Source organism: Campylobacter concisus (assembly GCF_902460665.1).
GTDB lineage: Bacteria > Campylobacterota > Campylobacteria > Campylobacterales > Campylobacteraceae > Campylobacter_A > Campylobacter_A concisus_AL.
In genome coordinates this window covers 1-17,077 of the sequence record NZ_CABPUR010000001.1, presented here as the reverse complement: position 1 = coordinate 17,077, position 17,077 = coordinate 1, and the positions used below count along the sequence as shown (strand labels likewise).

Here is a 17,077-nt window from a genome sequence, read left to right as displayed (position 1 = left end):
TATTAAATATAGCTTAAAAGCTACTATAAATTTTTCTCCAAAAGTCGTTTTATCTAGGTTAAAAGTCAAAGCTTAAAAAAATAAAGTAGTAATTAATATTTAAAATATTAAATATCTATATAATTTCATTAATACATTTTTTTATAAGGAGAATGGTTATGGCAACCAGAAAAGAACACGATTTTATAGGTGAGTTGGAAATCTCTAACGATTTTTATTATGGTATCCAAACATTTAGAGCTACCGAAAATTTTCACATGAGCGGTAGAACACTAAAAGAGTATCCATACTTTGTAAAAGCATTTGCACAAATCAAAAAAGCAGCTGCACTTGCAAATAAAGAGGTTGGCGTTTTAGATCCTAAGATCGCTGATACGCTAGCAAAAGCCGCTGATAGAGTAATAGCAGGTGAGTTTTTAGATCAATTTGTGGTTGATATGGTCCAAGGTGGTGCTGGAACAAGTACAAATATGAATGCAAACGAGGTTATTACAAACATCGCGCTTGAGAGCATGGGTCATAAAAAAGGTGAGTATCAATACATCCATCCAAACGATCATACAAACCTTGGACAAAGCACAAATGACACTTACCCAAGCTCAATAAAAGTGGCAACTTACGCAAAACTTACTGATTTGCTTGCTGCGATGAATCTACTAAAAGATGAACTTGATAAAAAAGCAAAAGATTTTAAAGATATCATTAAAATGGGCAGAACTGAGCTTGAGGACGCAGTTCCTACAACACTTGGCAATACATTTAACGCATTTGCAAGCTACATTAAAAGCGATATCGAAAAGATCACAGCTGCACGCGAGTCAATGACATATCTAAATATGGGTGCAACTGCGATTGGTACAGGTATTAACTGCCATCCTGATTATAAAAATGTAGTTGTTAAAAAGTTAAAAGATATCACTGGTGTTGATTTCAAAAAAGCTGATGATTTCATCGCAGCTACACAAGATACAGCAGACTTCGTTCACGTAAGTGGTGCATTAAAAACTGCAGCTGTTAGACTTTCAAAAATCGCAAATGACCTTCGCTTAATGAACTCAGGTCCAAGATGCGGCCTTGGCGAGATAAATTTACCGCAAATGCAACCAGGCAGCTCAATCATGCCAGGCAAAGTAAACCCAGTTATCGCTGAGGTTGTAGGCGAAGCATGCTATGAAGTAATCGGTAACGACGTAACTATCATGCTTTGCAGCGAGAGGGGCGAATTTGAGCTAAACGCATTTGAGCCGGGCATTGCTTACGCGCTATTTAACTCTATCTTCATCCTTGAAAACGCGATGAAAACCCTAGCCGAAAAAGCCGTTAGAAAACTAACCGCAAATCCTGAAGCATGCTTAAAATCAGTGCTCGGATCAGTCGGTATCGTAACTGCGTTTAACCCATATATCGGCTACGAAAAATCCGCAAGCATCGCTAAAGAAGCATTGCAAACGGGCAAAGCCGTAGGCGATATCTGCTTAGAGAGAGGCTACCTCAAAAAAGAGGAAATCGACAAAATTTTAGAGCCAAAAAATATGCTAAATCCAAGCATGGTTAGGTAAAAATTTAAGCAAAGTATTATTAAAAGCGTGTCAAAATTCTGACACGCTTAAGTAAAAATTTTAGTTATAAAATTTAATAGAGGAGTTTTCAATGGATATTTCATTGATATTGCAGTTGATCGTGCTCTTTGGTGCGATATTCTTGGGTGTTAGACTAGGCGGTATGGCCATTGGTTATGCTGGTGGTATTGGCGTCGTAGTTTTAACTTTAGGACTTGGATTAAAAGCAGGTAGTATACCTTGGGATGTTATTTTAATCATTATGTCCGTTATAGCCGCTATTACAGCGATGCAAGTAGCAGGTGGCCTTGATTATTTGGTACAAATAGCCGAAGGGGTGCTAAGAAAACATCCAAAATACATAAATTTCTTAGCTCCAGTTGTCACTTATCTGCTAACTGTATTTGCCGGTACTGGACACACAGCATTTTCTATGATTCCAGTTATTACCGAAGTTGCAAAGACACAAAATATTAAGCCTAGCGCGCCTCTTAGTATAGCTGTTGTTGCTAGTCAGATAGCTATTACAGCAAGCCCAGTTTCAGCAGCGGTTGTATTTATGGCTGGTGAGCATGCTTTGGGTGGACTTGGCATTAGTTATCCATTACTATTAGCTATCTGGATACCTACAACTTTTATTGGTTGTATGCTAACAGCTCTTGTTATAAATATATTTTATAATCTTGATCTAAGTAGCGATAAAGAGTATCAAAGAAGACTTAAAGAAGGGCTAATCAAAGATGTTAAAATCGAAGAGAAAAAAGAGCTTCCAAAAGGAGCTAAACTATCTGTTTTAATATTCCTAGTTGGCGTTATCTCTGTCGTTTTGTATGCTACTGCTATTAGTAAAAACGTAGGCTGGATAAAACCAAGCTATGTAACAGGCTATGAAAAAATTTATGAGACCAAAAGTCCAGATAAATTTAATGAACTTGTCGCAAAAGATATAAAAGTCAAAACTGACTCAACTACTAATGTAAAATATGTAGAAGATCCAGATAAGCCTACAAAGGTGTTGGTATTAACTAGAGATAACGCTATTATGAGCTTTATGCTAGTTATCGCTACTTTAATCACACTAACTTGTGGCGTTAAAGTCGATAAGTTATTTAATACAGCTACATTTAAAAGTGGTATGACCGCGTGCGTCTGTGTGTTAGGTGTAGCGTGGCTTGGAGATACTTTCGTGGTAAATCACACTGATGCGATCAAAAATTTTGCCGGCGATTTTGTTAAAGATTATCCGTTTATGCTAGCTGTTGCGCTATTTTTTGCTAGTATGCTTCTTTATTCTCAAGCTGCTACCGCAAAGGCACTTATTCCTACGGTTATAACCGCACTTGGTTTAACTGCTGCAAATAACGGTGACGCATATATTTTAGTTGCGTCATTTGCTGCAGTTTCAGCATTGTTTGTATTGCCAACATATCCGACACTACTTGGAGCCGTTCAAATGGATGATACTGGAACAACTAGGATAGGTAAATATATATTCAACCACTCATTTTTTATTCCAGGTGTTTTAGCTATTGTTTTTTCTGTTGCACTTGGATTTTTAGTAGCTCCGATACTTTTATAAGTATTTTAAATCAAACTTAAGCCGAGATCTCTCTCGGCTTTTTAAACCCCTTTAAAATTTTTAATTTCTATTCAAAATTCTTAACCAAAATTTTATATCCAAAATTTTTATAAGATTGCGCTAAAAATTATATTAATTAAATTTATCATTTTTAGAATTTTACTTATTTTGATATTAGAATATTAATTTTTTAAAACTAAAAATCTAAATATAAATATTAAGTAGAATTTAATTTTATTTTCAACTTTAAATACTAGAATAACTAAAGGCAAATATCTTTTAAAGGGAGAAAGATGAGCTTAAATAGACGAGAATTTTTAAAATTCGGTGCTGGAGTTAGTATGGTTGCATCGTCCTTGCCGGGCGGTGCTTTGGAAAATGCTGCAAAGCAAGATGAGAAGTACGTCCGTAGCTTTTGCGAGATGTGCTCTTCAAGATGCCCTATTGAAGCAAAGATCGTTGATAATAAAATTTGCTTCTTAAGTGGTAATCCAAAAGCTGGCGGTACGGCGACTTCGCTTTGTGCAAGAGGTGGCTCTGGTTTTAGCCAGCTTTATGACGAAAATAGAGTCAAAAAGCCTTTGATCAGGGTTGGTGAGAGAGGCGAAAATAAGTGGCGCGAGGCCAGCTGGGACGAGGCACTTGATCTAGTTGCTTCAAAAATGCTTGAGATCAAGCAAAAGTATGGCCCAGAAAGCTTTGTCTTTACCTGTAAAAGCTCGCAAACACATAAGCTAATGGTAAATTTTGCCTCAGCTTATGGCTCGCCAAACTGCTTTTCACACTTTTCGTGCTGTCCGATCACATATCAGATGGTCTGTGAGCAGATGTATGGCATAGCTAAGCTAAAAAGAGACTTTGCAAATGCAAAATACGTTGTAAATTTTGGTCATAATCTTTTTGAAGGCATAGTTATAGCCGATGCTAAAAAGCTTGCTAAATTCGCAGCTAAAAAAGATACAAAGCTACTTGTGCTTGAGCCAAGATTTAGCGTAGTGGCTTCAAAGGCTGATGAGTGGCTGCCAGTTAGACCTGGTACCGATCTAGCTTTTGTGCTAGCTATCATAAATACATGGATACAAAATGGCACTTACGATAAAGAATTTATTTAGAAATTTACAATTGGCTTTGATGAGATCGTTAAAAGCGTAGAGGGCAAAACGCCTGAGTGGCAAGAGGCAATCACTGGCATAAAAGCAAGTGATGTTAGACGCATCGCCGATGAAATTTATAAAGCTGCTCCAAGAGTTATTTTTGATTTTGGACATAAGACCACTACGACAAGAGCTGAATATATGAGGACAAAAGCCATCATGGTGGCAAATGCGATGATGGGCAACTGGGAGGTTAAAGGCGGTCTTTTTGGCGGTAAAAATGCTAAAACCTTTAACAAGCTAGTTGGCGAGGATAAATTCCCAGTTCTTAAAAATCCAGATGAGAAATTTAAAGTACCAAAAGTCACTAGACTTGACTTTGCTGGCGAGACTGGTAGGCATAAATTTGTAAGCAGAAAACATGGCGTTTTGATGGATATAAATGACGCTATCTTAAACGAGAAGCCTTACGCCATAAAAGGCTGGTTTAACATCCGCTTTAACCACCTAATAAACGTTGCTGAGACGATGAAGAGCATAGAGGCGATAAAGAAGCTTGATTTTATCGTGGTAAGCGATGTCTATCTAAACGATATGGCGACATTTGCTGATGTCATCTTGCCTGAGAGTAGCTACCTTGAGCGCGACGAGGGCATAGAGGATAAGTCAGGTCTAAAGCCAGCTTATATGATAAGAAATAAAGTTATTGATCCAGTTGGTGACACAAAAGATGGGGCGTTTATCTTTAGAGAGCTAGCACGCCGCATGAAGATAGATGAGCTTTACACTTGGAACGACATACGTGAGTTTAGGATGCAGCAAGCTGGTGGAGATGTAAATTTACTTGCTACGCTGGAAAAAGATGGTTTTATCACGTGGGATGAGCCGGGAATTTTGTTTAGAGAAAAAGGCATGATCGATAAATTTATCGCTAAATATCCAGTTGCTGCTAAATTTGTAGGTGAAAATGGTCTAATGGATGATATGGCTAAGCTTAAAACAAAAAGCGGCAAGATAGAGCTATTTTTGCCTGATGTCGAGGCGCAGTTTGCAGGATATGGCGCGCTAAATGACAAAGATATGGATACATTTGATGGACATGATCTTTGTCTAACTTGTGGCAAAACGCCTATTCATACCAATGGACATACTCAGGCGGTGCCGTCGCTTCATGATCTTATGAGTGATAGCCCTATCTGGATAAATCCAAAAACAGCTAAACGTAAAAATTTACGTGATGGCGATATGGTCGTGGTGAAAAATAAATTTGGCGAGCAAAAGGGCAAGCTTATGGTAACTGAGGGCATTAGAGAAGATACACTCTTTATCTATCATGGCTTTGGACACATCACTCCAGCTCTTAAGAGCATAGATCACGTAGGGCTTAACACAAGCGTGCTTCTTGATCCAGCCGAGGGTCCAGTAGCTGCAACCATGGTTACAAATGTTGGCGTTAGCATAAGTAAAGCGTAAGGATAGAAAATGAAAAAATATATGATGATACATGATGAAAATTTATGCATCGGCTGTCAAGGCTGTTCGGTAGCATGTAGAAGTGCAAACAACGTGCCAAGGGGACTTTACCGCTTGCAGGTGCATGCAAAGATGAGTGGGACATTTCCAAATTTAAAGACTGACTTTTTACGTCAAAGCTGCGTTATGTGCGAAGATGCACCTTGTGTTGAGGTTTGCCCAACTGGCGCTAGCTTTAAAACGGCTGATGGCGTGACGCTGCTTGATCATAGAATTTGCGTTAGCTGCAAGTACTGCATCCTAGCCTGTCCATACGACGCTCGCTATGTCTTGCCAGATGGAGAGATAGGCAAATGCACATTTTGCTATGAGAGTAGGCTAGAAGAGGGCAAAGAGCCAGCATGTGTTAGCGTCTGCCCTACAAATGCCCTAACTTTTGGCGACGTAAATGATGAAAACTCTAAAATTTCAAAGAAATTAAAAGAGAGCAAATACTACTTGCCAAAAGCGGAGTTAAACACAAAACCTTCACTTGCGATGATCGCAAATACAAAAGGAGCACACCATGAATAACATGTCAGGAAGCCTAGCTCAATACTCTGAAATTTACTGGGGCTGGCCGATAGCCGTTTATCTATTTTTAGCAGGACTTAGTGCGGGTGCTAGCATCGTTGCTGTGCTCATTTCAAAAAAATATGGCAAAGAGAACTACTACTTTAAAGCAGCCGCTTTTATCGCTCCATTAGCGATCATTCTTGGACTTGCTCTTTTGGTGCTTGATCTTGGCAAGCCACTTAGCTTTTACTGGATACTTTTGCTTTACAACTTTGACTCAGTCATGTCAATAGGCGTTGCACTGCTTCTAGTTTATACGCCTCTTAGCGTTATATACGCGCTTGGCGCATTTAAAAACGAGATTGCAATGCTTAAAATTTCTCTTTTTGACATAGTTGCAAATTTTGTTAGCAAGCTTTCAAGCCTACTTGAAATTTTGCTTTTTATCCTAGGCATTGGCGTTGGTGCATATACAGGCTTTTTGCTAAGCGCAGCTCACAAGATCGCACTTTGGAATACATCAGTCTTGCCAGTATTATTTTTAGTATCAGGTTTGAGCTGTGCTGGTGCATTTACGTTACTTGTTGGCGTGTTAAAAGATAAGGCAAAAAGGCAAAACGATATTGCACACTATTTATTAAAATTTGATTTTTTTGCGATTATTGTTGAGTTTTTGCTCATAGTTGCTCTATTTATGGTTGTAAAAGGTGCAAGCACAAGTGGTGCGCAGAGCGTAGCAAACGCACTTAGTGCAAATTCTCTTGGGCTGATGTTTTATATTGGCGTCATTGGTTTTGGTATGGCTTTGCCTATCATTTTAGACTTAAGCGTTTTAAAGGTGCATGATTTTAAACGCGAATTTGCCGTGATCAACGCATTATTCGTAATATGTGGTGTCTTTTTGCTAAGGTGTTACATTGTCTATGCGGGGCAAATTTTTATTTAATGCTTAAAAAATAATTTTAATTTTGAATTTACCTATTAAATATTACAATAGGGCTAAATCTTAATAAAACTTATTTTTTAGGAGAGAGATTTGAAAATTTTGCTTTTAGAAGATGATTTAGGGTTTCAAGAGAGCGTCTGTGAGTTTTTACAGACGCTTGGTTATGAAGTTACAGCGGTGAGTGACGGTCAGGAGGCCTGCGATCTGATAGAGAAAAATTTCTATCATCTTTTTATACTTGATATAAAAGTACCTGGCGTAAATGGACATGAGGTTATCAAGTACATAAGGAGCTTAAATCCAAACGCTCCTATCATGATAACAACATCTTTAGTTGATATAGGCGATATGGCGATTGGCTACGAGCTTGGCTGTAATGAGTATCTAAAAAAGCCATTTGAGCTAGCTGAGCTTAAATTTAGAGTAGCTGAGCTTATGAGAAAATACTATGGAACTGACGATAAAAACATAGTAAAGATCAATGACGAGTTTAGCTTTAATCTAAACAAGCGTGCGCTATTTAAAAACGGCAAAATGGTCGATCTTAGCGCAAAAGAAGTCGCACTTGTCGAGTGTCTAGTTTCACATCTAAATTCTTACGTCAGCATGGAAGAGCTAAGAGATCTTGTCTGGAATGATAAAGAGATAGAAGGCGCTGATATCAGAATGCACGTTTTAAAGATAAGAAACAAAACAACCAGTGACTTTATCACTTCAAAGAGGCGTATAGGCTACAAGATAGATGCACAAGAGCTTTAAGATCCAGATTATAGCGACATTTGTGATAATGTCGCTTTTTTGTTTTCAAAGCTTTGTGATCTTAAATTTAAGCCAAAAAAACAGCACTTCAAAAGCTCTTTTTGGTGCGATGAAGCATGAAACTATTATCAAAAATTCGTTTTTAAAAAATGAAAATATAACTCCTTCTTTAAAGTATAAATTTGCGATCTATGATGTAAATTTTAATCCAATTATTTCAAATCTCGCCAAGCAGCCAAGCAACCAAGCAACTTTAAATTTGTAACACTTGAAGAAAATGGCTGCTTGTTTTATAAAAGCTTTTTTATAAAGGATAAAACGCCTTATTATATTGTCGTTGAAAAAGAGCTTGATAATGAAAAAAGTATATTTCTAGCGGCACTTATGCTCCTTGTCATCCTTGTAGCGGTGCTTTTTATCGTCTATTTTTTATATCTAAGTAGCGTTAAGCCCTATAAAGAGTTTCAAAAATACATGAATAACTTCTTTAACGACGCCATGCACGAGCTAAAGACCCCACTTGGCGTAGCTGGCATGAACCTTGAGATGCTTGGACTTGATAATAAATACATTACACGCATCAAAAATGCCCTAAAACAGATGCAAATAACCTACGAAGATGTCGAATACTTCATAAAGCGAGGCTATATAAAATTCCCACTTGAGCGGCTAAATTTAGGCGAATACATAATAGAGCGAGTGAAATTTCTCTCAAGCGTGGCCGATGTCAAACACATCGAGATAAAGACAAATTTAGAAGGCGATGCATTTACTATGTTAAGCAAGGTCGAAGCTCAGCGCATCATCGATAACACCATCACAAACGCTATAAAATACAGTCAAAAAGAGAGCGAAATACTAATAAATTTAAGCTTTGAGAATGAGTGCATAAAGCTTAGTGTGCAAGACTTTGGCAAGGGGATAAAGGACGTCAAAAAGGTCTGGAAAAGATACGTCAGAGAGGATGAAATCCAAGGTGGCTTTGGACTTGGGCTAAATATCGTCAGTGAAATTTGTCAAAAACATGACATTTTATACGGCGTTGATAGCGTCTACGGCGAGGGCAGCACCTTTTATTATAAATTTAAACGAGCTTAAATTAAGCATAAAAGCGTAAAATGAAGCCTTAAATTTAGAAGGAAAAACTTTGGATAGAATCGTTGAAATCGAAAAAGTAAGCTTTGAAAATGACTTTGAAGTCTCGCTTAGACCGACCAAATTTGAAGACTACATCGGTCAAGAAAAGATAAAACAAAATTTAGACGTCTTTATAAAAGCAGCCAAAAAGCGAAACGAGTGCCTAGATCACGTGCTATTTTACGGCCCTCCAGGACTTGGTAAAACTACCCTTGCTCACATCATCGCAAACGAAATGGGCGTAAGCATCAAAATGACTGCAGCGCCGATGATAGAAAAGAGTGGCGACCTTGCGGCGATCCTTACAAATTTACAAGAGGGCGACGTGCTTTTTATCGACGAGATCCACCGCCTAAGCCCAGCTATCGAAGAGGTGCTTTACCCTGCGATGGAGGACTTTAGGCTAGACATTATCATAGGCTCAGGGCCGGCTGCCCAGACTATCAAGATAGACTTGCCAAAATTTACACTTATTGGCGCAACGACGCGTGCTGGCATGATCTCAGCGCCTTTAAGAGACCGCTTTGGGATGGACTTTAGACTGCAGTTTTACACAAGCAGCGAGCTAAGCCGTATCGTGCAGATAGCCTCTGCCAAGCTTGGCAAAGAGTGCGACAAAAACGCCTCGCTTGAGATTGCCAAACGCTCACGTGCCACGCCAAGGATCGCTCTTAGGCTACTAAAGCGTATCCGCGACTTTGCCGAGGTAAATGACGAGCAAATCATCAGCCATGAGCGTGCAAAAGAGGGACTTAATGCGCTTGGTGTAAATTCTCTTGGATTTGACGAGATGGATATTAGGTATTTAGAAATTTTGATGCAAGCAAGGCGCCGTCCTATGGGGCTGAGCACGATCGCTGCGGCACTTAGTGAGGACGAGGGCACGGTTGAGGACGTCATCGAGCCATATCTGCTTGCAAATGGCTTTATCGAGCGCACCGCAAAGGGCAGGATCGCTAGTGCGAAGTGTTTTGAGACCTTTAACGTCAAGATTGACATCGAAAAAGGGCTTTTTGAGTAGCGAAATTTAAATTTGGAGCAAAAATGGGCGAGCCATATCTTTGTCCTAAGTGCGAGCAAAGGACGATTTACTTTGACGGGATCTGCTATGATTGCAGGCAAAAAGAGAAGTTGGAGTTTTATCAAGGCTTAAGCGAAGATGAGATCAAACAAAAGCTAAAAAATGTCCTAGCTCACACAGACGAGATAGGCAAATATGATGAAATTTATAGCGATCTTGTCTATATTTTCTACCTGCATGGCATTTGCGACGAGCAGATAATAAAAGAAGTGACCAAAGAGTGTGAGTACTATCCATTTGAAATTTACAAAAACGCCCCAAGTGACGTGAGAGATGAGCTCATAAATAGTCTAAATGGCGCTGAAAATATCGTAAAAATAAATCATATCCTTTGTGCACTTGCATGGCAGGGCGATGAGGTGGTGAGGGAGCTATTTTTTAAGCTTTATAATGCGCCAAAGCCTTGGAAGGCAAAGCTTCACGTCGATACTGATGCATACGCTCAGGTTGCTGGCTGGAGCTTTGACGAGAGTGGTAAGAGAAAAAGCCTAGTTTTTGATAAGTGTTTTACATGTGAGCCAAGCCAAAGTGCAGAGGCAAGCGTTAAATTTAAAGCACTGAGTGATGAAAAATGTAAATTTTGTAGCGGTGAGATGCTGGAATTTATCATCAAAAAAGAGAGTCTAAAGCGACTTGGACTAGAGCTAAAAAACGATGCTGTGCTTAAATTTTGCCCAACATGCGTTGGCCTTGTGCAGTACTTTTACCAAAATGATGGCAATAGCGTGCAAACAGAGATAGTAGGCGAGGGTGATAGCGAAGATTATTTAAGAGATGCTGTGGCAACGCTCGATGGGCAAAATTTTGAGCTAGCTAGCGAGGTTTGCGCTCACTACTCATATATGATAGATAGCGAAATTTTACTTGGTGGATATCCGCAGTGGGAGCAAGATGCTGAGCATTTAAAATGTCCAAAATGTAGCAAAAGCATGAAGTATCTAGCACAAATTCCTCTTGGAAGTCTAGTAGATGGCGAGGGAACTATATATGTTCAAATCTGTGATGAATGTGAGATCATCGGAGCAAATTTTCAGTGCACGTAAAAGGCTAAATTTGTAGGAGCTTTTGAGCTAGAAATTTTGCGTAAAACTATAAATTTATCTAAATTTACTAAGCGCTAGTAGCATGCTAAAAATACCAAAAGCCTAGCCACACTTGCTAGCTTTGCAAGCTTGATGGCAAAGAGATTGAGCAAATTTGTGAAGCAAATTAGTAGCTTTGATAAATTTGCTATAATTACCCCATTTTAAGGGAGCAAGATGAACAATAGACTATTTTTTGGAATTTTTGTATTTTGTGCTTTGGCTTTGGTGGTCTATCTTTTTAAACCATATCTGCTTGATATTTTTATCGCTGCACTGCTTGCTGTCGCGGTTTCAAATGTCCAAATCGCATTTTTATCGCTCACTAAAAACCGCAAGACGCTTTCATCGGCTCTTACCACATCTGTGCTTCTTTGCTTATTTATCGCCCCACTTCTTTATGCGGTGGTTGAGATCGCAAAATACGCAGCTGGCTTTGATATAAACAATGTCACAAAGACTATTGAATTTATTAAAAATTATGATTTTAGGATGCCTGAGTCGATAAATTTTTTAGAGCCAAAGATAAAAGAATTTATTGGTGGACTTGATATTAAAATGCTTTTTTCTCAACTTGCGACAAATCTTGCAAGCCTGGGTAAGTTAAGCCTTAAATTTGGCGTTGATATGATCATTATCTTGGTCTTTTTCTTCTTTTGCAATCTTTATGGCAATGAACTAATCAGCTATCTAAAATATGCACTTCCGCTAAAGCAAGATGACACAGAGTCTATTTTAAGTGAGGTTGGTAACGTGATGAGTGTGGTTTTTTATTCAACCATTGCAAATATGATAATCCAAGGCTTTTTATTTGCTATTGTCACAAGCTTTTACGGCTATGACGGCGTGCTAACTGGCATCTTTTTTAGCTTTGCTTCGCTTATTCCAGTTGTTGGCGGTATTTTGGCATGGGGGCCTATTAGCATTTATGAGTTTGCAAATGGCAACACAGCAGCAGCGATAACTATCGCAATTTATACGATCGTAGTGATCTCATTTGCAGCTGATACGCTTTTAAAGCCACTTGTTATTAAATTTATAAACTCAAAGCTGGTCAAAATACCAACAAAGATAAATGAACTTCTTATATTCTTTGCGATGCTCGCCGGCATCACGACATTTGGGTTTTGGGGTGTGATCCTTGGACCGGCGATCGTGACATTTTTTATCTCGACTATCAAGCTTTATACGCTTTTAAGAGAGAGAAATTTTGTATAAAAATAGGAACAAATATGATCTATGAAGATAAATTTATAAAAATCGAGCGTGAAGACAATGAACTTCCATGGATAAAAATTTTTACCATTAAGCCATTTCGTGAGCTAAGCGACTGCGATGAGGCAAGTAGAGTTAGGCTTTTTGAGGCGATGCTTATAAGCGAAAAGGCTATGCTTGAGTTTTATAAACCAACTAAAATAAACATTGCAAGCTTTGGAAACTACGTGCCACACGTGCATATTCATGTTATTGCTAGATTTAGTGATGACGCATTTTTTCCAGATAGCGTTTGGGCTAATCCAAAAAGAAAAAGCGAGCTTGCGTTGCCAGAATTTAATAAATTTGCAAAATTTTTAGAAGAAAAGTTAAGGGCTAGTTTTGAATAAATATAAAAAATATCTTAATTTCTATATCGTTTTTATCTTTATCATAGTACTTGGAGGGCTTTTTTACTTTCTTTACAGCTCTTATATGGCTGAAAAGATGCAAAATAATATGCGAGTCTTTTTTGATTACCAGGTAAAACAGCTTAATAAAGGTATAGATGATGAGAAATTTTCATCAATGGCGATCTCTATCTTACTTGCTCAAAATGAATCCATACAAATGTGCTTGCTATGGCAAAGTCGCGATGAATGTATAAAAAATATTGAAAATTTAACCAAAACCCTTGGCACAGCATCTATGTATAACAACATTAAGCTTCATATTTATGATAAAGATCTAAAAAGCTATGTAAGGAGTTGGGATCTAAACAGATATGGCGATATGATCGCTAGTAGTAGGTTTTTAGTGCAAGAGTCAAGGCATCAAAACAAGCCCATGGTTGGCATCGAGGCGTGGTATGCTGGAACGCATATAAGGGCTGTCTCAAACGTAATACGTGATGGTAAAATTATTGGCAACATCGAGGTTTTGTTAAATTTTGACTCACTTGGAAATTATTTTAAAAAGCAAGGAATTGATCTATTTGTTCTTTTAGCTAAAGACAAGATGCCATCACGTAAAAGCATTCCAAGTGATCAAATTTTAAATGATTATTACATCGAAAATTTAAGCAGTGCAAATTTAAACATAGTAGGTTTTTTGCGTGATATTAATTTTAAAGAATATGAATTTTACGTTTATAAAACGCACTACTTTTGCGTGGTACCATTAATAGATGCTAGCAACACACAGATAGGCTATTATGTGCTTCATGTAAATACCAATGAAAAAGAGCGAAATATTTCACAAAATTATTTCGAGTCAGAAGAGCTTTTTTAGATTCTATTTATCTGATAAATTTTTGTATTTGTAGTGTAAATAAAAAGAATGGTGGAAGCGAGGGGGATCGAACCCCTGTCCAAAAACAAAATGCATACAGCCTCTACACGCTTAGCAAAAGTGAAAATTTCATCTAAAAAGGCTCACTTTCCAAAACCAAAATTTAGACTAAGACTAAAATTTCAGCTAGCAAACAGTCACTTTGCGAGCCTACTCTAGCTAAATTACTTGCTTTTGTCCTAGCTAGAATTAGACTAAGCAAGGCTCAACTGAACTTACGCAGCTTTAGCGTAAGCAGGAGCGAAATTAACGTTGTTTGCGTTTAAATTTAATTTGAGCTTTTTACGCTTTGCTCAAAGCGACGTGCCACCGTACACACTCTGCTCCTGTCGAAGCCAAGTCGCTCCCAAAAAATAAAATGGTTAGTGAATTATTTAGTTAAGTTTTGCAGGCACATCAATGATTTTTGGTTCAAGAACGCTAAAATATTCAAAATCGTTCTCGACATCATCTTTATATTTATTAAACTGATCGCTAATAAGTAGCAACCAATCTATAAATTTATCATTTGCTGGACCCTTTAGACTTCTTGCCTCTTGAGTTATCTCTTCAGCTAAAGTTGTAAGCTTTAATATCGGATCAAGATGCATGAATCCTGCTGCTGATTTAATATTATGAAAAATCCTAGTAAGCTCTAGGATGCTATCTTTATATTTATCAGCTCTTCCTAAATTTATTATCAAAGGCTCGAGTAAATCGCACATTAAAGCATAGTGAGATAAAAATTCTTCAACTATATCATAAGAGTAATCTATTTCAAGCCTTTTTAATATACCCATTTTTATGTCCTTAAGAAATTGGCGTAATTGTAGCAAAAATTTGATAAAATTGTTAGCCTTTTAGCTAAAAATCCTTGGAGCTTGCAATGAAAAATGAAAAAACTCAGAAGAAAAAACTAAGCATAAATGATATAAAAAACAAAAAAGGCATTGAGCCTATTGTAATGATAACCGCTTATGATGCGTTATTTGCTAAGCTTTTTGATGATTATGCTGATATTATTTTGGTTGGCGATAGCTTAAATATGAGTTTTAATATGCAAGAAAGCACGATAAGTGCGGACATGAATACCATGCTTTATCATACAAAGGCCGTTTGTAGCGGAGCTAAAAATACTTTTATCATGGCTGATATGCCATTTGGTAGCTACACAAATGAAAAGCAAGCGATAAAAAATGCGATGAAATTTTTTAAACAGACAAATGCTGATGCAGTAAAGCTCGAAGTTGGCATGCACCAAGTAAATTTAGTGAAGCGTCTTTGTGAGGAGGGCATAAACGTTATGGCTCACATTGGCTTAAAGCCTCAGTTTTGTAAATTTGAAGGTGGCTATAAGATAAAGGGCAGAAGCGAGATCGAGGCAAAAAAACTAATTGAAGAGGCTTTGGCGTTTGAGCAAGTTGGAGCATTTGGTATCTTGCTTGAGGGTACGATGAGTAGCGTGGCTAGCGAGATAACAAAGCAAGTTCATGTACCAGTTATTGGCATTGGGTCTGGGGTAAATGTCGATGGACAAGTGCTTGTATGGTCTGATATGCTTGGATTTTTCGAGGACTTTAAGCCAAAATTTGTAAAACGCTATCTTGATGGAGCGGATATTGTAAGAAAGAGTGTGCAATCCTACGCAAATGATGTAAAAGGCAAAATTTTCCCAAGTAAAGAATTTTGCTACTAGGATGGGCAATATCCGCATTAAATAGAACGTGACAAAATTAAATTTCTTTATAGCCTTTTATATCAAGTCCAAAGCCTGCAAGGCTTACAAATTCTTTATTTTTATTTGAGCTTAAAAGCTCAATTTCACTTATGCCAAAATACTTTAAAATTTGTGCCCCAATGCCATAATCTTTTTGCGAGCTTGCATCGCTTTTATTGCTGTCTAAAAATAGTAACACTCCACCATTTTTACTTAAAAAATCCAATGCCTTTAATAAATTATCAAATTTATCTCCGCTTAAAAGCTCATGATCTTTACTTATTTTTTGAAATTTTACATTAGTTTGTGCTTTTATCTCTCCGAAAATATAGGCAGCGTGATTTTTATTTTCGTGATCTTTTATGTCATATCTTTTTGCTTCAAAACCACAGATTTTTACACTCTTTGCAGGCGAAACTTCTATTAAGCTTTCGTGACTAAGTCTGTATTCTACTAATTCAGAAACGCTTATCATATTTAGGTTAAATTTTTTACAGAATTCTTCCAAATAATCACGTCTTGCCATTGTGCCATCTTCTTTTACGATCTCACAAATCGCTGCCATTGGGCTAACGCCAGCGAGTTTGCAAAGATCAACTGATCCTTCAGTGTGACCTGTACGAACGAGGACGCCACCTTTTTTTGCAATAAGCGGAAATATATGCCCAGGCCTTACAAAATTTTCAGGCACCGAATCAGTACTAGCAGCAAGTCTAATAGTCATATCACGCTCATAAGCACTTACGCCTGTCGTTGCCTCCTTTGCATCAATTGTAACAGTAAATGCGGTTTCGTGACTGGATGTATTTTTAGAAACCATTAGCGGCAAATCAAGTCTTTTTGCATTTGCTTCATCCATTGCAAGGCAAAGCACACCTTTTGCATGAGTGATCGCAAAATTTACCTTTTGCATATCGCTGCTTACCGCTGAAAAGACCAAGTCTCCTTCATTCTCACGGTCTTCGTCATCGACCATAATTACCATTTTGCCATTTTTTATATCTTCAATCGCTTTTAATACATTTTCTAATGCCATAAATTTCCCTTATTAAATTTTTACGATTATATTGATTTTTTGATAACTAAGAGATAAAAATATTAATTTTGATTTGTCTTGTATCAATTATTTAGAAATTTTAGAAAAGATTTATTTTTAAATATATGTGATTTGGTAGCGATAAATTAGATTTTATTTTTCAATTTATTTTATACATAAATTTTAAAAATATAAATTTTCAATAAAAGAAACTTGCTTTAAGAATTATAGTAACAGTGAAAATGAAAGCCAAAGAATAAATGATGGCGCAGCGGACGGGGCTCGAACCCGCGACCTCCGCCGTGACAGGGCGGCATTCTAACCAACTGAACTACCGCTGCACCTAAAATGGTGGTCGCTATAAGACTCGAACTTATGACATCCACCTTGTAAGGGTGGCGCTCTACCAACTGAGCTAAGCGACCTAAAAATTTAAAAATATCTGGCGACCCTTAGAGGATTTGAACCTCTGTTTCTACACAGAGAAAGTAGAGTCCTGAGCCACTAGACGAAAGGGTCATAAACCCAAAAATGGT

Annotated in this window: 15 protein-coding genes, 3 tRNA genes, 1 other RNA gene and 1 pseudogene; 14 read left to right on the top strand and 6 right to left on the bottom strand. The window is 37.6% G+C overall.

Annotated features, from left to right (window positions below):
* Positions 1–158 precede the first annotated feature (158 nt).
* From F3G66_RS00095 to F3G66_RS00040, 13 genes and pseudogenes are all read left to right on the top strand, one after another.
* Positions 159–1,559, top strand: a complete 1,401-nt coding sequence (locus F3G66_RS00095; protein WP_149706734.1) for an aspartate ammonia-lyase — start codon at positions 159–161, stop codon at positions 1,557–1,559.
* 91 nt (positions 1,560–1,650) lie between these two features.
* Entirely contained in the window at positions 1,651–3,138 is a 1,488-nt protein-coding gene (locus tag F3G66_RS00090; RefSeq protein WP_149706733.1) for an anaerobic C4-dicarboxylate transporter, read from the top strand.
* 293 nt (positions 3,139–3,431) lie between these two features.
* A pseudogene (gene phsA, locus F3G66_RS00085) lies at positions 3,432–5,705 on the top strand (thiosulfate reductase PhsA).
* 9 nt (positions 5,706–5,714) lie between these two features.
* Positions 5,715–6,278, top strand: a complete 564-nt coding sequence (locus tag F3G66_RS00080) for a 4Fe-4S dicluster domain-containing protein (RefSeq protein WP_012140133.1) — start codon at positions 5,715–5,717, stop codon at positions 6,276–6,278.
* A complete protein-coding gene (gene nrfD / locus F3G66_RS00075; RefSeq protein WP_149706732.1) occupies positions 6,271–7,206 on the top strand; it encodes an NrfD/PsrC family molybdoenzyme membrane anchor subunit in 936 nt (311 codons plus the stop codon). Before F3G66_RS00080 ends, nrfD begins: the two co-directional genes overlap by 8 nt.
* A gap of 90 nt (positions 7,207–7,296) precedes the next feature.
* The gene (locus tag F3G66_RS00070; protein ID WP_054196949.1) at positions 7,297–7,965 is read left to right on the top strand and encodes a response regulator transcription factor; all 669 of its coding nucleotides are present in this window, start codon (positions 7,297–7,299) and stop codon (positions 7,963–7,965) included.
* On the top strand, positions 7,949–8,230 hold the full coding sequence (locus tag F3G66_RS09530; RefSeq protein ID WP_223154171.1) for a hypothetical protein: 282 nt from the start codon (positions 7,949–7,951) through the stop codon (positions 8,228–8,230). The genes F3G66_RS00070 and F3G66_RS09530 overlap by 17 nt, the downstream gene beginning before the upstream one ends.
* Positions 8,231–8,250: 20 nt before the next feature.
* Positions 8,251–9,063: a sensor histidine kinase gene (locus F3G66_RS00065; RefSeq protein ID WP_223154170.1), complete on the top strand. Its 813-nt coding sequence runs from the start codon at positions 8,251–8,253 to the stop codon at positions 9,061–9,063.
* A 49-nt stretch (positions 9,064–9,112) separates the two neighbouring features.
* Positions 9,113–10,123, top strand: coding sequence for a Holliday junction branch migration DNA helicase RuvB (gene ruvB, locus F3G66_RS00060; protein ID WP_021090089.1), 1,011 nt, complete (start codon positions 9,113–9,115; stop codon positions 10,121–10,123).
* Positions 10,124–10,146: 23 nt separating this feature from the next.
* Entirely contained in the window at positions 10,147–11,226 is a 1,080-nt protein-coding gene (locus tag F3G66_RS00055; RefSeq protein WP_149706731.1) for a cytochrome C, read from the top strand.
* Between the two features lie 216 nt (positions 11,227–11,442).
* Positions 11,443–12,483 (top strand): AI-2E family transporter, encoded by a 1,041-nt coding sequence (locus tag F3G66_RS00050; protein WP_085658227.1) that lies wholly within the window; start codon positions 11,443–11,445, stop codon positions 12,481–12,483.
* Positions 12,484–12,497: 14 nt separating this feature from the next.
* The gene (locus F3G66_RS00045; RefSeq protein WP_149706730.1) at positions 12,498–12,869 is read left to right on the top strand and encodes an HIT family protein; all 372 of its coding nucleotides are present in this window, start codon (positions 12,498–12,500) and stop codon (positions 12,867–12,869) included.
* A complete protein-coding gene (locus tag F3G66_RS00040) occupies positions 12,862–13,749 on the top strand; it encodes a cache domain-containing protein (RefSeq protein WP_149706729.1) in 888 nt (295 codons plus the stop codon). The genes F3G66_RS00045 and F3G66_RS00040 overlap by 8 nt, the downstream gene beginning before the upstream one ends.
* A gap of 49 nt (positions 13,750–13,798) precedes the next feature.
* Here F3G66_RS00040 and ssrA read toward each other — a convergent pair.
* Positions 13,799–14,157: a transfer-messenger RNA gene (gene ssrA / locus F3G66_RS00035) on the bottom strand.
* A 26-nt stretch (positions 14,158–14,183) separates the two neighbouring features.
* On the bottom strand, positions 14,184–14,588 hold the full coding sequence (locus F3G66_RS00030) for a histidine phosphotransferase (protein ID WP_035167557.1): 405 nt from the start codon (positions 14,586–14,588) through the stop codon (positions 14,184–14,186).
* Between the two features lie 86 nt (positions 14,589–14,674).
* Between F3G66_RS00030 and panB the strand changes: the two genes are divergently transcribed.
* On the top strand, positions 14,675–15,484 hold the full coding sequence (panB, locus tag F3G66_RS00025) for a 3-methyl-2-oxobutanoate hydroxymethyltransferase (RefSeq protein WP_149706728.1): 810 nt from the start codon (positions 14,675–14,677) through the stop codon (positions 15,482–15,484).
* 37 nt (positions 15,485–15,521) lie between these two features.
* Here panB and F3G66_RS00020 read toward each other — a convergent pair whose 3' ends face one another.
* The 4 genes from F3G66_RS00020 to F3G66_RS00005 form a co-directional block, all read right to left on the bottom strand.
* Positions 15,522–16,541, bottom strand: a complete 1,020-nt coding sequence (locus tag F3G66_RS00020; protein ID WP_149706727.1) for a bifunctional 3,4-dihydroxy-2-butanone 4-phosphate synthase/GTP cyclohydrolase II — start codon at positions 16,539–16,541, stop codon at positions 15,522–15,524.
* Positions 16,542–16,805: 264 nt separating this feature from the next.
* Positions 16,806–16,882, bottom strand: a tRNA-Asp gene (locus F3G66_RS00015).
* Between the two features lie 8 nt (positions 16,883–16,890).
* Positions 16,891–16,966, bottom strand: a tRNA-Val gene (locus F3G66_RS00010).
* Between the two features lie 18 nt (positions 16,967–16,984).
* Positions 16,985–17,060 (bottom strand) — tRNA-Glu (locus F3G66_RS00005).
* Between the last annotated feature and the right edge of the window lie 17 nt (positions 17,061–17,077).

What these genes read in the sequence shown, in the direction of transcription:
- F3G66_RS00095 (WP_149706734.1), top strand. Translation starts at nt 159, where the DNA reads ATGGCAACCAGAAAAGAACACGATTTTATAGGTGAGTTGGAAATCTCT.
- F3G66_RS00090 (WP_149706733.1), top strand. Translation starts at nt 1,651, where the DNA reads ATGGATATTTCATTGATATTGCAGTTGATCGTGCTCTTTGGTGCGATA.
- F3G66_RS00080 (WP_012140133.1), top strand. Translation starts at nt 5,715, where the DNA reads ATGAAAAAATATATGATGATACATGATGAAAATTTATGCATCGGCTGT.
- nrfD (WP_149706732.1), top strand. Translation starts at nt 6,271, where the DNA reads ATGAATAACATGTCAGGAAGCCTAGCTCAATACTCTGAAATTTACTGG.
- F3G66_RS09530 (WP_223154171.1), top strand. Translation starts at nt 7,949, where the DNA reads ATGCACAAGAGCTTTAAGATCCAGATTATAGCGACATTTGTGATAATG.
- F3G66_RS00055 (WP_149706731.1), top strand. Translation starts at nt 10,147, where the DNA reads ATGGGCGAGCCATATCTTTGTCCTAAGTGCGAGCAAAGGACGATTTAC.
- F3G66_RS00050 (WP_085658227.1), top strand. Translation starts at nt 11,443, where the DNA reads ATGAACAATAGACTATTTTTTGGAATTTTTGTATTTTGTGCTTTGGCT.
- F3G66_RS00045 (WP_149706730.1), top strand. Translation starts at nt 12,498, where the DNA reads ATGATCTATGAAGATAAATTTATAAAAATCGAGCGTGAAGACAATGAA.
- F3G66_RS00030 (WP_035167557.1), bottom strand. Translation starts at nt 14,588, where the DNA reads ATGGGTATATTAAAAAGGCTTGAAATAGATTACTCTTATGATATAGTT.
- panB (WP_149706728.1), top strand. Translation starts at nt 14,675, where the DNA reads ATGAAAAATGAAAAAACTCAGAAGAAAAAACTAAGCATAAATGATATA.
- F3G66_RS00020 (WP_149706727.1), bottom strand. Translation starts at nt 16,541, where the DNA reads ATGGCATTAGAAAATGTATTAAAAGCGATTGAAGATATAAAAAATGGC.